Below are 14,211 nucleotides of genomic sequence, written 5' to 3' on the forward strand. Positions count from 1 at the left end.
TTAAGAGGGAATCGTCATGAGCACGATTAACAACAACCCGAACAACAACATCTTTGATCAGATCAATCAAGCCAACCGGCAGAGCTCAACCAGCAAAGCTGAAGGCAACGATGATAGTCAGATGTTTATGAAGCTGATGATTGCGCAATTGCAAAATCAGGACCCTACAAGTCCGGCTGATTCCGGCGAATTTATGCAACAGATCTCCAGTATGACCATGGTTGAAAGTATGGCGGAAATGTCCAGTACCTTTACAACCATGAGCAATAGCTTGCTGAGCAGTCAAAGTGCGTTGCAGGCCTCATCAATGGTTGGTCAGCGGGTGTTCATTAATACGGATATAGCACAAATGACGCAGCAGGGTGGTGCTTTGCCGGGTACGGTTAATCTGGAAAGTAATACCACCGATTTGCGCGTATCTATCTATGATCAGGGCGGTGCCTTGGTGGATCAAGTTAATATGGGGCAGACCCGGGCCGGTGAGCGCAGTTTTGTCTGGAATGCATCTGAGGAGGTCCCTCCAGGAAATTATCAGATGATAGCTGAAGCCTACGATGGCGAAAAGTACAAACAGGTTGATACCTGGTTACCCTTTACAGTGAACAGTGTGTCGCTGGGGCAAAATGGTATCGGTATGAAAGTGAATACAGCAATTGGCAGCATCGACTTCAGCGATGTTAAACAGCTAGGGTAAGTGAGGATAACGTCATGTCATTCAATACAGCAATTACCGGTCTGAAATCAGCTTCCACTATGCTGGATGTGACTGGTAATAATATAGCCAACGTGGGTACTACTGGCTTCAAATCCTCACGGACCGAGTTTGCCGATATTTATGCGACTTCAGTCGTGGGAGCTGGCTCCAGTAATACACCTGGGTCGGGTGTTACCGTATCCGGTATTTCACAGGATTTCAGTGCTGGCACTATCGAATTTACTAACAATAATCTGGATTTGGCCATAAATGGCTCGGGTTTCTTTCAACTGAGCGATGGTCAGGGCAGCACTACCTATAGCCGTGCCGGTGCGTTTGAGTTGAATAAAGAAGGCCAGATTATTTCAAAATCGGGTAAGTTTTTACAAGGTTATGGATTAGATGCCAATGGCAACCGTTTGCCAATTGGTAACTTAGAGGTCTCACAAAAAGAAAGTCCACCGAAAGCAACAGAAGCGATTGATCTGTCGTTTAATATAGATGCACGTGCTGACTCATCTAGTCTGCTACCGGTTTATAATAAGGATGAGCCAGGCTCCTTTACCTATACTACGACGGTCCGGAGCTTTGATAGCCTGGGTAATGAACAAACCTTAAAATTTAACTTTGCCGAGCAGCGGCCAGTTAGAAATGTCTATCAGTTTGACTTAGCTGGTTTTGCTGGTGATCCTGTTGTCTCATCTGTAGCGATAGATCCTGCTGACTTGCCAGTTGATCCGAATGCTTTACCTGCATGGGCTATAGAGCTAGCCGGTAAAGATCCAAGGATTGATCTTAGTTCTATCGAAATCGATGCTGGAAATGATACGCTGAACTTTGAGCTTAAGGCATGGGCAACTGATCTGGGTGAAGTGGTGGTTACTGATGGCACAGCTCCGTTGTTGCGCACACAAACCAACCTTGCAAACCCCTATCGGGATGCCAATGAAGCTCGTACCTATATGCTGAATGTTGCTGGTGGTGACGGCCAGATAAATATAGGCGGAGTGTCTGTGACTGTTGATCCTGCTCAAAGCTCAGAGCAGGTTGCGGATTCAATAGTAGCTCGTCAAGCGCAGATATTGAATAATAATCCAGACATAGAATCTATTCAAAAGGTAACTGATGGCGGTAACTTTGGCGTGCAAATACGCTTTAAGGCTGATGCTGGTAATATTCCAGACAACCGTTATGTACCAGAAGTGGTAGTGAATGCGGGTACGATTGATTTTGGTGATGATACCAGCGGCACTATTCAACCCGATGACGTTATTCAAGGCGATAATGATTACCGTGGTAACTACCGGATGTATGGTTACCTTAATGGTGAAGAATTGCTTGATATGGGTAAGCAGGTTGACTGGGGTAATCCTGGGGGTGGTCAAGAAGTCTTGGGTGGAGGTGGAGAAACAGAACCAGGCCCTATTCTTTTAGGTTTTAACCCCACTAATGGTTTGTTGAACTCTATAAACGGCCAGACATTTCCACCAGGGAGTGCTGCTCCATCCCTTATTATTAGTGGAGCCGATCCTGCAAATGAATTGACAACGATTGATCTGGATTTGGCTAATTCTACACAATTTGCATCCGCATCAATTGTAAAAAATCAGCAGCAGGATGGTTATACCAAGGGGGATCTGATCGGTGTGACTTTTGCACCTACTGGTGAAATGATTGCTTCATTCAGTAATGGTCAAAACCAGGAGTTGGGCGTAGTGGCCTTTGCCACTTTTGAAAACCAGGATGGTTTGCAGCCGTCGGGTGATACTGAGTGGATTGCAACCCTGGCTTCAGGGAATGCTATTCTGAACCCACCAGGAACCGGTTTGAACGGAACGCTGCGTTCGGCCGCACTGGAGCAGTCTAACGTGGATCTGTCGACCGAGCTGGTGAACCTGATTCAGGCGCAACGTAACTTCCAGGCAAGCTCTAAAACCCTGGAAACGGCTAATAACATTACTCAGACTATTCTGAATATTTAATCTTAGAGTAGGAGCTCACTCTGTGAGCGATACTTTAATCGCTCGGAGACCGAGCTCCTACATCCGACTCCATAGCCTTGCAGGAGCCTGGTCGGCGGGCGAATATAATTTCGCTCGCGGAGCGAGCTCCTACAGGGTATGTATTTTCTATTTGTGGGAGCCGGTCTCCGGGCGAATAATCTAATAATCATGATCATCGCCCAGAGACTGGGCTCCTACAATAACATCCCCCTTGTAAACACCTCCTTGAAAATCACACCTGGCACATAACTTGCTTTATACCCTGTAGTCCCGATAAAAGCGGCAAGTATCAACCGCCGCACAGAGGAGAGGTAATGGATAAAGTATTGTATGTGGCCATGACCGGCGCGCGCGAAAATATGAATGCGCAGCAGATCCGGGCTAATAATCTGGCCAATGTCACCACCACCGGCTTTAAGCAGGACTTCGAGCAGGCACGTTCTATGCGGGTGATGGGAGATGGCTATGCCTCACGAGTCTATTCCATGGCTGAATCCCCCGGTACTAATCGTGCTTCAGGCACGTTGCAGCAAACCGGGCGGGATCTGGATATTGCCGTGATAGGCGGTGCATGGCTTGCTGTGCAAGCACCGGATGGTACTGAAGGTTATACCCGTGCGGGCGAGCTGCAAATCAATGCCGCAAACGAGTTGGTTACTGGCAGCGGCTTGCCGGTTATAGGTGTAGGTGGTGCGCCCATTGTTATACCACCAGCAGAAAAAATTGAGATTGCTAATGATGGTGCTATCAGTATCCGGCCGATTGGTGATGATGCGGTAGCGTTGGCACTGGTGGATGTGATCAAGGTTGTTGAGCTGGATCCTGCTACCTCGTTTAAAGGTACAGAAGGCTTAATGCGCACTAATGACCAGCAGCCATTACCCCCGGCTCAGAATACGCAAATACGATCAGGCTATTTGGAAACCAGTAACGTCAATGCGGTTGAAGAGCTAACAGCCATCATCACCCTGTCACGCCAGTATGAAATTCAGGTGAAGATGATGAAGAACGCCGAAGAGAATTCCAGTGCTGCAGCCCGCGTGTTGCAGCTGAGCTGATAACAGGAGAATAAGATCATGCATGGTGCATTACATGTCGCAAAAACCGGCCTCAGCGCACAGGATACCAATTTACGGGTAATCTCGAATAACCTGGCTAACGTCAGTACCGTCGGGTTCAAAAAAGACCGTGCGGTGTTTGAAGATCTGCTCTATCAAATCCGCCGTCAACCTGGCGCACAGAATGCCGATGATGCGCAGCTACCTTCAGGGCTGCAGCTGGGCCACGGTGTACGTACCGTCAGTACGCAGAAAATGTTTGATACCGGTGATCTGCAGATTACCGATCGTACCTTTGATGTGGCAATTAACGGGCGTGGCTTTTTTCAGGTATTGCAACCCAATGGTGATACCGCCTATACCCGTAACGGTCAATTTCATCTAAACGGTGACGGACAAATCGTAACAGCTGAAGGCTATCAGTTAGAGCCCGAGATAGCCTTGCCGGGTGAAGTGGTGAACTTTAGTGTCGGTGTGGATGGCACAGTGACCGCGGTGATTGCTGGTGATCCTAATCCACAGGTGTTGGGTCAGATTGAGCTGGCAGACTTTGTGAATCCGGAAGGTCTGCAGGCCGTAGGTCAGAATCTGTTTATCGAAACCGCCGCCAGTGGACCAGCAAATGTGCTGAATCCTGGTGAAGAAGGCGTGGGTATTCTTAAGCAGGGGATGCTGGAGGGTTCTAACGTCAATGCGGTGGAAGAATTGGTGAATATGATTACTACGCAGCGCGCTTATGAAATCAATTCCAAAGTCATATCTACAGCCGATCAGATGCTGTCCTTTGCTACACAGCAGCTTTAATGAGTCGGGCATAAGAGGTTAGGGTGATGAAGCGTTTACTGAAACTCTCGATAATAACCGCAGGCGTACTGCTTTTGGCTGGTTGTGTAAATAAAGCGCCCAAGCCGGATAATCCCTACTATGCACCGGTGCAGATGCCCAGCTTTGAAACGCCCAAACCCATTAATGGCGCGATTTATCATGCCTCATCCAGCCGTGATATTTATAGCGATGGTCGAGCGCATCGGGTAGGTGATATTATTACTATCAACCTATCTGAAAGTACCCAGTCGTCGAAGCAATCCAAAACCAGTATTGATAAGAGCAGTGATCTGAATTTGCCGGTGCCAAATATTATGGGGCAACCCTTAACGCTTGGTGGGCGAGAACTTTCGGCTGGGTTTAGTAGTAAAAACGGCTTTGAAGGTGATTCATCTTCCAATATGCGTAATCAGTTGAGCGGCAATATAACCGTCACCGTACAGGAGATTTATCCTAACGGTGTGATGTTGGTGCGTGGAGAAAAATGGCTGACCCTGAATCAGGGTGATGAATATATTCGCGTGAGTGGTCTGGTAAGACCTCAGGATATCAATGCCGATAATTCGCTGGATTCAACCCGTCTGGCGGATGCGCGTATTACTTACAGTGGCACAGGTGCTACGGCCGATGCCAATGTGATGGGTTGGCTGGGCCGTTTCTTTATCAGTGCCCTGATGCCCTTCTAAGAGGATAATAACATGAAGAAAATTATACTATTTACGATTATCCTGCTATTCAGCGTTGAGTCAGCGTTGGCGAATATGAATACATCCCGCCTGAAAGACCTGGTCAATGTGTCCGGGGTGCGGAATAACCAACTGGTGGGCTATGGTCTGGTGGTCGGTCTGGATGGAACCGGCGATAGTCGCGCCAATTTTACCTCACAGACGTTTCGTAATCTGTTGAATAATATGGGTGTCGCCATGCCGGCAAACGTCAATCCGCAGTCAAAAAACATTGCGGCCGTGGCGATTCATGCTGATTTACCGCCTTTTGCTAAGCCAGGTCAGACCATTGATATTACCGTCTCTACAATAGGTGATGCGGGAAGCCTGCGTGGTGGTTCATTATTGATGGCACCGATGAAAGGTGCTGATGGCCAGGTCTATGCCATGGCACAGGGTAGCCTCATCGTAGCAGGCTTTGGTGCCGATGGTCGTGATGGCTCACGTATCTCGGTGAATGTACCCAGTGTCGGGCGTATACCCAATGGCGCTACCGTGGAGCGTGAAGTAGTCAGTGGCTTCAATCAGGGTGATAGTCTGACACTGAACCTGAAAACACCGGACTTCACTACCGCGCGAACCATTTCTGATCAAATCAATGGATTGCTTGGTCCTCAAGTGGCCGCTGCCATGGATTCAACCTCCATACGAGTGCGTGCGCCGCGTGATCCTTCACAACGGGTAACCTTTTTGTCTGTATTGGAAAATCTGCAAATCGAGACAGCCGAAGAAACCGCCAAAGTGATTATTAACTCGCGCACCGGCACCATTGTTATCGGTCAGCATGTACGTGTATCACCCGTAGCGATTACCCACGGTGGCCTGACAGTATCGATTACAGAAGAGTTTGATGTGGACCAGCCGGATGCGTTGGCAGGTGGCCGCACAGTGGTGACACCGCGTACCGGTATCGAAATCGATGAAGGTTCCGGGCGTATGTTTGAGTTTGCCCCTGGTGCCTCCTTGCAGGATATTGTCGAAGCAGTGAATAATGTCGGTGCCGCCCCCGGTGACTTAATGGCAATCCTGGAAGCTCTGAAACAGGCCGGTGCGCTCAGAGCTGAATTAGTGGTGATCTGACATGGTTAATAACAACTCTGCCGTAGCGTCTCAGAATCCGCAGTTCTATACCGAACTGAATCAGCTCAATGATCTGCGCAGACAAGCCAAAACAGACGAGCAGGGTGCCCTTAAAGAAGTCGCGCAGCAGTTTGAGCAGATCTTCATGAACATGATGCTGAAAAGCATGCGTGATGCTAATGCCGCCTTTGGCGAAGATAACCCGTTCAACAGTAATAACACTCGCTTCTTCCAGGATATGTATGATCAGCAGATGACGCTGGATCTGGCACAAAAAAGTACCCTGGGGCTGGCTGATGTCATGGTGCGTCAGCTTAGTCAGCATGCGAATATACCCGCAGACCGCGATAAAGATGAGCAGAATCAGCCTCTCAGTGAAGCTGAGATGCTGTTGAATCGGGCAATGAATTCCACTGCCGGTATAGCGGCTTCCGCCGTATTAGGCCAGGCACATACCCAGCAAACACCATCGCAGCGATCAGCGGCCGTGAAGGATGCTGATGAAGCCAACCGCGTTAGTGCGGTGCAGCCTGAAAATCTACCTACACGCTTTGAGTCGCCACGTGAGTTTGTAGATGCCCTGCTACCACTGGCTGAAGAGATGGCTGCCGAGCTGGGTGTGGATCCAAAGGTGCTGTTAGCACAGGCTGCACTGGAAACTGGCTGGGGGCGCTTTGTTATCGATGGGAGTAACAACCTGTTTAATATCAAAGCTGATAGCCGTTGGGGAGGTGAGCGTGTTTCTGTTTCGACGCTGGAGTACCGCGATGGTGTTGCAGCCAAAGAAATGGCCGCCTTCCGTTCCTATGATTCTTATGCCGACAGCTTCCGTGATTATGTAAGTTTTCTGCGTACTAATCCGCGCTATCAGCAGGCATTGGAAAATACCGCGGATCCTTCAGCTTACCTGCGTGAGTTACAAGCTGCCGGCTATGCAACCGATCCGGCCTATGCGCAGAAAATTGAGCAGATTTTCAGTGGAAATATTCTCGCGCAAGCGGGTCGGGATACTCAAGAAGGCTGAGCTTCAGCCGATATAGAATGCAGTAACGTGCTGTAACTACTTACAGCAGGGAGTCATATATGTCATCGCTATTATCGCTTGGAGTTCAAGGCGTTCGTGCCAGTCAAGCCGGTTTGAATGTTACGGGTAATAACATATCCAATGTTAACACCCCTGGCTATACACGTCAGATACCCCAGTTTCAGAGTCTGGAAGGGGGGGGGGTCAAGCAGGAATACTCACAGCGCATCGTCAATCAGTTTATCAATACCAGAGTATGGGCGGACAGTTCACGTTTCTGAGACTGCCAAGCATTCGAAGGACTGGCAAACCAACTTGATAATACCCTGGCCAGCGAAAGCAGCAGTTTGGCAATCAAATTAGATGATTACTTTGGCGCACTTCAGGCCGCTAACGATGATCCGACGTCTGTTACCAGCCGTGAGTTGCTGGTGGCTGAGAGTGAAGCCACAACACGACGGTTCAGGGACCTTTATGGGCGCATAGATGAACAAAACCAGACCGTTAATACCCGCATTCGTGAGCTGACCGAAGAGATCAATACCCAATCTAAAAATATAGCAGAACTCAATGATCGTATTCGTATCGCACAGGCGGGTGGAAAGGAGTCCTTTGAGTTGCTGGATCAGCGTGACCAGGCCATAAAGGATCTATCTGAATTAATTGATATCCAGGTGATTGATCAAGCGACAGGTGAAAGCACAGTCTTTACCGCTAACGGACAGCCATTGGTTGTGGGCCAGTCAGCCAATATGATGGTTGCGACACCTGGGAAACTGGACGGCTCTCAGTTGGAAGTCAGTTTGTTGATTGCTGGCCGTGAAAATAATATTACCAATATTGTTAGCGGTGGAGAACTGGGTGGAGTACTGGAATACCGTAAGGAAATACTCAATAAAAGCCTGGATGAGTTAGGGCGTGTTGCACTGGTCTTTGCTGACACTATGAATAGTCAGCATGCACTTGGGATGGATCTGGATGGCAACATGGGACAGAAGCTGTTCCGTGATATTAACGATTCCGTTCTGATGAACTCTCGCTTTCAGTCCGAGTTCACCCAGGGGAGTGTGCGCATCACTGATACCAGTCTGTTACAGGCCTCTGACTATGATTTGGTATTCACTTCTGAGACTGATTTTCGACTCACTCGCTTGTCAGATGGCAAGACCTGGACACAAAGTGCGTTTGATACTACGCCAGCTTCGGCAAGTGATGTGAATGGTGAAATGCAGCTCTGGTTTGACCCGGCTGCTGGCGACATGGCTTTGCAAATCGATGGTATGCGCATCAATGCCGATAAAAACAGCCCCTTCTCTATCAATGAACGTTTTCTGATGCAACCAACACGTACCGCGGCCGATGATGTACGTGTCGATATCAGTAATGGTCGGCAATTGGCACTGGCTTCTCCTGTGAGTATTGCTCAGGATCCGGATAACCTGGGAACAGGTAGTGCGTTGGTACGGGTTTCAGAAGTGGTACCCGCACAAACCAGCCCGCTGGATGCGCTGGGAAATCTATTACCCGATGGTGATCATTCTATCGAGGTGATCAAAACAGCCACGGGTTACGATGTTAATTTACTGGATGCTGGTGGCACCCCGGTTTTGCCGTCTGATTTGACTGTCACAGCAGATCCTGCCAACCCTAATCAGCTGATTATCCGCAATAATGATGCAAACCTGCCTGGAGAAATTCGTGTAGATGTTAGTGGTGTACCTCAGGATGGAGATAGCTTCACTATTAACTACAATTTTGATGTTGATAGTGTAACCGGTGATATTTCCAATATTGGTGTGTCAGATAACCGCAATGGTATTTTGCTGGCGGATCTGACCAAGCAAAAAACTTCACTGGAAGGTACGTATCAGGAAACTTATGGCCGTTTGGTCGAGCGCGTGGGTATCACCACAAAGATTGCACAAATGGACGCGAAAGCCTCTCAGGCTGTGCTGCAGAACACCATCAACCAGCGTGAAGAGATCAGTGGTGTTAACCTGGATGAAGAGGCCGTCAAATTGATCCAGTTCCAACAAGCCTATCAGCGGCCGCGCAGTTAATCAGTGCATCGCAGCGAACATTTGAAGCGCTGATCAATGCCGTATAAGGGAGACAAATCATGAGACTCTCAACACAACAGTTTTTCATGCAAAACCTGAGTAATGTGCAGCAAAGCAATGCTCAGATTTTTAAGTACCAGCAGCAGATGTCAACAGGGAAAAAGCTGTCGAAGCCATCTGATGATCCGCTGGCGGCTACGCAGATCAATAAGTTTGAGCGGGCTATCGCCAGAAATGAGGTGTTTTCACGTAATGTTGATGTCTCTGAGCGGCGCCTGAAACAGGAAGAGACAACTCTGACTTTGATTACTGAATCGACTCTGCGTATAAAGGATCTGGCAATACAGGCGAATAATGGCAGCTTGTCCCCTGCTGATCAGCGTATTATTGCCGAAGAGCTAAAGCAGTTAATGGGCCAGCTTGCTGGGGCGGTCAATACCCAGGATGCACAGGGTGAATACCTGTTCTCTGGATTTAAGGGTCAAACACAGCCTTACCAGCTTAATGCGAGTGATGATTATGTTTATCGGGGCGACAGTGGTCAGCGCTTCCTCGATGTAGGTGAAAACACCAGCGTTGCAGCAACGGACCCGGGTGGTAGTATTTTCGGAACCGGGGACGATAATTTACTTAATGCCGTAAAAGAAATGGCTGCCATTCTTGATGATCCTAACACTGATATGAATGCATTTAATGCCGAGGTAGACAGGGTTGATCAGTTTTTTGAGCAAACGATTACAACCCGGTCACAAATTGGTGCACGCTTAAAAGTGCTGGAAGATCAACGGGAGCAGCTTGCCGACATTAAGTTGTTTACCAAGAATACCTTATCCAGCTTCCAGGATACTGACTATTATGAAGCAACCAGCAAATTGATGCTGGAACAGAATGCGCTGCAAGCCACCTATGCGACCTTTGGCAAGATACAGCAACTGACATTATTTAACTTCGTTAGCTGAGTTGTAGCCTATGAAAGAGGAAGATTTACAGCGTTTAGCAAGCATACAGTCTGAGCAGTTTGCTGCTTTGGCCGAGCAGCGTATTGATGATCTGCAGGCGTTGGAAGCTGAGAAAACAGCTTTACTGCAAGCTTTAAAGGATGTTAAGTCATTGAGGGCATCAGAGCGTGAGCAACTTGAGTCTATACTTAAACAGCAACATCATCTTGAAACTCTGTGTGCGGATATTCGTGATGAACTCAGTGAGCGCATGAAATCACAGCTACAGAAAGATAAAGCAGTTAAGGCTTACGAGGAAACTGGCTTTTAGCAGCCAGGTTTTCAGATAATACCGGCAAAGTGTGACAACTTTTGCTAAAGTTATAGTGAACATAGCCGATAACTGTGATTAGAGTCTATGAATAATTCATGCCGGAGCTGGATAGAGGCCCCGTGTTAGAGGGAGTTTATCATGTCAATCGATACCAGTATTAACACCGGTAGCCTGGATCGTTCAGCTAACCAGAGTCAGGCTGCAGACATAGGGCTGCGGAACCAGCGTCAGGCTGGGCAAATTGAAGCTCGTGCGGTTGAGCCTGCTCGACAGTCAGGTGAGTCTCGTCGTATGGATCCCGAGCGAGAAGCGCAAGCCGTTCAGGAAGCCGCTGATCAGATTGGTGAGTTCCTGAATGTTATTAATAGTGACCTGAATATTTCAGTCGATCGCGATGTCAATCAAACCGTAGTCAAAGTCATCAATCGCACAAATGATGAAGTGATCAGGCAGATTCCATCTGAAGAGGTGCTTGCGCTGATGCGGCGTATGAGTGAGATCGCAAATCAAACATCAACCGGTAATGCATCTGGTATGTTGCTGTCAGATCAGGCATGAACTGGCTACACAAACTCTAAAGGAGGTTTACAATGTCAGGTATTTCATTTACAGGTGTAGGGTCTGGTATTGACACTAAAACCATTGTAAACGCTCTAGTGTCAGCAGAAATTGATCCGCAGCGCGCTCAGCTCTCTACACGTAAAACGACACTGGATGCTCAACTATCCAGTTTTGGACGTGTTAAAAGTGCGCTGAATGAATTCCAGTCAGTTCTTGATAATCTTAAGTCGCCTGAAAAATTCCAGGTTCGTTCAACCGCTGTGGGTGATGAAAGCCGCTTTACCGCCACATCGCAATCAAGTGCACAGCCAGGTGAATACCAGATATCTGTAGAGAATTTGGCCAAATCACAGCGATTGATGACAGCCAATGGTGCATTTGCTGACAGCAGTGCCGAGGTTGGTAGTGGAACACTGACGATCAGTACTGGCGGTGCCTATGATCCAGGCCTGGAAAATGGCTTCACAGTGGATATTGATCCATCCGCAGCAACATTGGATGATATCCGTAAAGCCATTAATAATGCCGAAGGCAATGATAGTGTAACAGCCAGCATTGTTAATGTAGATGATGGTGTTGGTGGGACCCAGGCCCGTTTGATTCTTACAGCGAAAGAAACAGGCATTGCTAATGAATTAACCATTGCCGTTTCACCAGATAGTGATCCAGGCTTGTCAGCCTTGGCATCCGGTAACCTTGAAGTGTCCAGAGCAGCGGAAGATGCAGTCATCAAGGTTAATGGTTTGACAGCTACCCGATCAACTAATGAAATAAGTGATGTCATTCAGGGTGTTACCCTGAATTTGAAATCTGAAGAAATTGGTGAAGAAGTCAACCTGACTATCGGAACTGACAATGCAGCCGTTGAAAAAAACGTGCAAAGCTTTGTTGATGCGTATAACAAGCTTCAGGGAGTGCTTAGGGATATCGCTGGTAAAGATAACAGTGGCCTTCGCGGTGATTCTACTCTGCGCATGTTGAGCACCCAGATTAGATCATTGACAGCGACAGAAGTTGATGGTGCAAAACCTGAATCTATGATTTTGGCCCAAGTGGGTGTCAGTATAGATAAAGATGGTAAAATGAGTCTGAATAAAGAGGCACTAAATGAGCGTCTGAATCAGGACTTCGCCAGTGTTTCGACGCTGTTCAGCAGTGAATCTGGCATAGCTTCACGACTGAGTGATTATGTGAAGCCCTACACGCAAGCGGGTGGTCTATTAGAGAATCGTACCAAAGGGGTGAACTCCAGGTTGGAAAACTTGACTGATCGTGAGTTACGCCTGGATATGCGTGAGGAAAACCTCTTTAACCGTTTATCGCGTCAGTATAATGCCATGGACAGTATGGTGGCACAAATGAATAGTAATGGTGCTTTTTTGACGGCACAACTAAGTGCACTACAGTACTGATATGATTTGAGCTGGGTGTCGCAGGGGAGGCCTTAGGGTCTCCTTTTTTATTAGTGAGTTATTAAACGTGCATCAGCTCATAATGCTGCTTAGATTATCGAAATGAGATTAATGAAATGAATAAAGGTATAGGGCAATACAAGAAAATTGGTGTAGAAACCGCCTTGGTTAATGCAACGCCACACCGTTTGATTCAGATGCTATATGAGGGTGCATTAACGAACCTGGCTAATGCAAAAGGGGCTATAACCAATAATCAGATTGGTTTGTTGTCTGAGAGCATTAAAAAAACCTCCAATATACTAGTGGGACTTGAAGAGGGGTTAGACCTGGAGAGAGGCGGCGATATAGCAGCAAATCTCCAAGCGCTCTACAGTTACATGCAAGCTGAGCTTTTGGCTGCCCAGGCTAGTAAAAGTGAAGCAAAAATAGAGGCGTTAATCAGTATTATTGTTGATCTGAAACTGGGCTGGGATGCCATAGAGCCAGGTAAACAAAGTGGGAATGAAGAAAAAGCAGACGAAAGTTAAAAAAACTGCTCAAGCGATTACGAATGTGGCCGATAACTTAATCACAAGAGACAAATTCTACGCAAATTAAAGCGTAACTGAGGAGATAAGACCATGTCTAATGTAGTCGCAACAAACCTGTTCTCATTGAACGCACAGCGTAACCTGGCAAACAACTCTATGGGCATGAACACTGCAATGGAGCGTCTGTCTTCCGGTTTGCGTGTAAATAGTGCTAAAGACGATTCAGCTGGCTTGGCCATCGCAGAACGTATGAATGCACAAGTACGAGGTATGAATGTAGCAATTCGAAATGCTGCAGATGGTATCTCTTTGGCTCAAACATCAGAAGGTGCTCTGCAACAAGTATCTGATACTTTACAAAGAATGCGAGAGCTGGCCGTACAGTCTGCTAACGCGACCAATACATCAAGTGATAGAACAAACTTACAGGCAGAATTTACTCAAATGGGTGATGAAGCTTTAAGGATAGTTCAGTCTACAGAGTTTAATGGATTAGCTATTCTTGCTGGAGATGCTGGAGCTCAGGAATTCCAGGTTGGCGCTAACAATGATGCAACAAACAGAATTACTGTAACCACAAGTGATCAAGAAACTACGATTACAGCTGTTCAAGCGGGTGATATTGAAAGCCAAACTAATGCTCAAGCAGCAATCGATTTAATTGACACTGCTATAGATCTTGTTACAACAGAGAGAGCAGAGCTAGGTGCCGCTCAGAATCGATTTGAAGCAACAATCATGAACCTTCGAAATGCTTCTGAAAACCAAGCTGCAGCAAAAAGTAGGATCATGGATGCTGATTTTGCCATGGAAACAGCAGCACTAACTAAAGCACAGGTATTGCAACAGTCAGGTATTGCGATTTTGGCTCAAGCAAACCAGGCACCACAGGCTGTATTGGGTCTGTTACGGTAAAATGTTCGATGCAAAAAAAACCTGGTTATCCAGGGTTTTTTTTTGCACA

General features: G+C 47.4%; 15 protein-coding genes. All 15 read left to right on the forward strand.

What is annotated here, in order from left to right:
- The first annotated feature begins 16 nt into the window (after positions 1-16).
- The 15 genes from LH51_RS14000 (at position 17) to LH51_RS14070 (ending at position 14,162) form a co-directional block, all read left to right on the forward strand.
- On the forward strand, positions 17-694 hold the full coding sequence (locus LH51_RS14000) for a flagellar hook assembly protein FlgD (protein WP_036523158.1): 678 nt from the start codon (positions 17-19) through the stop codon (positions 692-694).
- A gap of 14 nt (positions 695-708) precedes the next feature.
- A complete protein-coding gene (locus LH51_RS14005) occupies positions 709-2,676 on the forward strand; it encodes a flagellar hook-basal body complex protein (protein ID WP_036523160.1) in 1,968 nt (655 codons plus the stop codon).
- Positions 2,677-3,011: 335 nt separating this feature from the next.
- A complete protein-coding gene (gene flgF, locus LH51_RS14010) occupies positions 3,012-3,755 on the forward strand; it encodes a flagellar basal-body rod protein FlgF (RefSeq protein ID WP_036523163.1) in 744 nt (247 codons plus the stop codon).
- An 18-nt stretch (positions 3,756-3,773) separates the two neighbouring features.
- Complete coding sequence (gene flgG, locus LH51_RS14015) at positions 3,774-4,559, forward strand: flagellar basal-body rod protein FlgG (protein WP_036523166.1); 786 nt, start codon at positions 3,774-3,776, stop codon at positions 4,557-4,559.
- Positions 4,560-4,585: 26 nt separating this feature from the next.
- Positions 4,586-5,266: a flagellar basal body L-ring protein FlgH gene (gene flgH / locus LH51_RS14020; RefSeq protein ID WP_036523169.1), complete on the forward strand. Its 681-nt coding sequence runs from the start codon at positions 4,586-4,588 to the stop codon at positions 5,264-5,266.
- Between the two features lie 12 nt (positions 5,267-5,278).
- The gene (locus tag LH51_RS14025) at positions 5,279-6,385 is read left to right on the forward strand and encodes a flagellar basal body P-ring protein FlgI (protein ID WP_036523172.1); all 1,107 of its coding nucleotides are present in this window, start codon (positions 5,279-5,281) and stop codon (positions 6,383-6,385) included.
- Between the two features lies 1 nt (position 6,386).
- Positions 6,387-7,409 (forward strand): flagellar assembly peptidoglycan hydrolase FlgJ, encoded by a 1,023-nt coding sequence (gene flgJ / locus LH51_RS14030; protein ID WP_036523175.1) that lies wholly within the window; start codon positions 6,387-6,389, stop codon positions 7,407-7,409.
- A gap of 59 nt (positions 7,410-7,468) precedes the next feature.
- A complete protein-coding gene (locus LH51_RS14035) occupies positions 7,469-7,690 on the forward strand; it encodes a flagellar basal body protein (protein ID WP_036523178.1) in 222 nt (73 codons plus the stop codon).
- A 21-nt stretch (positions 7,691-7,711) separates the two neighbouring features.
- Positions 7,712-9,469, forward strand: a complete 1,758-nt coding sequence (locus tag LH51_RS14040) for a FlgK family flagellar hook-associated protein (protein WP_442934845.1) — start codon at positions 7,712-7,714, stop codon at positions 9,467-9,469.
- 59 nt (positions 9,470-9,528) lie between these two features.
- Positions 9,529-10,428 (forward strand): flagellar hook-associated protein FlgL, encoded by a 900-nt coding sequence (flgL, locus tag LH51_RS14045; RefSeq protein WP_036523184.1) that lies wholly within the window; start codon positions 9,529-9,531, stop codon positions 10,426-10,428.
- A 10-nt stretch (positions 10,429-10,438) separates the two neighbouring features.
- The gene (locus LH51_RS14050) at positions 10,439-10,738 is read left to right on the forward strand and encodes a hypothetical protein (protein WP_036523187.1); all 300 of its coding nucleotides are present in this window, start codon (positions 10,439-10,441) and stop codon (positions 10,736-10,738) included.
- Positions 10,739-10,879: 141 nt separating this feature from the next.
- The gene (locus LH51_RS14055) at positions 10,880-11,299 is read left to right on the forward strand and encodes a flagellar protein FlaG (RefSeq protein WP_052063803.1); all 420 of its coding nucleotides are present in this window, start codon (positions 10,880-10,882) and stop codon (positions 11,297-11,299) included.
- A gap of 32 nt (positions 11,300-11,331) precedes the next feature.
- Entirely contained in the window at positions 11,332-12,714 is a 1,383-nt protein-coding gene (gene fliD / locus LH51_RS14060; RefSeq protein ID WP_036523189.1) for a flagellar filament capping protein FliD, read from the forward strand.
- A gap of 116 nt (positions 12,715-12,830) precedes the next feature.
- On the forward strand, positions 12,831-13,244 hold the full coding sequence (fliS, locus tag LH51_RS14065) for a flagellar export chaperone FliS (RefSeq protein WP_052063804.1): 414 nt from the start codon (positions 12,831-12,833) through the stop codon (positions 13,242-13,244).
- A 93-nt stretch (positions 13,245-13,337) separates the two neighbouring features.
- Complete coding sequence (locus LH51_RS14070) at positions 13,338-14,162, forward strand: flagellin N-terminal helical domain-containing protein (protein WP_036523192.1); 825 nt, start codon at positions 13,338-13,340, stop codon at positions 14,160-14,162.
- Positions 14,163-14,211 lie beyond the last annotated feature (49 nt).

The sequence above is a fragment of the Nitrincola sp. A-D6 genome (assembly GCF_000764495.1).
Classification (GTDB): domain Bacteria; phylum Pseudomonadota; class Gammaproteobacteria; order Pseudomonadales; family Balneatricaceae; genus Nitrincola.

Bases quoted from the DNA above. Each gene is read 5' to 3' on its own strand.
- LH51_RS14000 (WP_036523158.1), top strand. From the start codon at position 17: ATGAGCACGATTAACAACAACCCGAACAACAACATCTTTGATCAGATC.
- LH51_RS14005 (WP_036523160.1), top strand. From the start codon at position 709: ATGTCATTCAATACAGCAATTACCGGTCTGAAATCAGCTTCCACTATG.
- flgF (WP_036523163.1), top strand. From the start codon at position 3,012: ATGGATAAAGTATTGTATGTGGCCATGACCGGCGCGCGCGAAAATATG.
- flgG (WP_036523166.1), top strand. From the start codon at position 3,774: ATGCATGGTGCATTACATGTCGCAAAAACCGGCCTCAGCGCACAGGAT.
- flgH (WP_036523169.1), top strand. From the start codon at position 4,586: ATGAAGCGTTTACTGAAACTCTCGATAATAACCGCAGGCGTACTGCTT.
- LH51_RS14025 (WP_036523172.1), top strand. From the start codon at position 5,279: ATGAAGAAAATTATACTATTTACGATTATCCTGCTATTCAGCGTTGAG.
- flgJ (WP_036523175.1), top strand. From the start codon at position 6,387: ATGGTTAATAACAACTCTGCCGTAGCGTCTCAGAATCCGCAGTTCTAT.
- LH51_RS14035 (WP_036523178.1), top strand. From the start codon at position 7,469: ATGTCATCGCTATTATCGCTTGGAGTTCAAGGCGTTCGTGCCAGTCAA.
- flgL (WP_036523184.1), top strand. From the start codon at position 9,529: ATGAGACTCTCAACACAACAGTTTTTCATGCAAAACCTGAGTAATGTG.
- LH51_RS14050 (WP_036523187.1), top strand. From the start codon at position 10,439: ATGAAAGAGGAAGATTTACAGCGTTTAGCAAGCATACAGTCTGAGCAG.
- LH51_RS14055 (WP_052063803.1), top strand. From the start codon at position 10,880: ATGTCAATCGATACCAGTATTAACACCGGTAGCCTGGATCGTTCAGCT.
- fliD (WP_036523189.1), top strand. From the start codon at position 11,332: ATGTCAGGTATTTCATTTACAGGTGTAGGGTCTGGTATTGACACTAAA.
- fliS (WP_052063804.1), top strand. From the start codon at position 12,831: ATGAATAAAGGTATAGGGCAATACAAGAAAATTGGTGTAGAAACCGCC.
- LH51_RS14070 (WP_036523192.1), top strand. From the start codon at position 13,338: ATGTCTAATGTAGTCGCAACAAACCTGTTCTCATTGAACGCACAGCGT.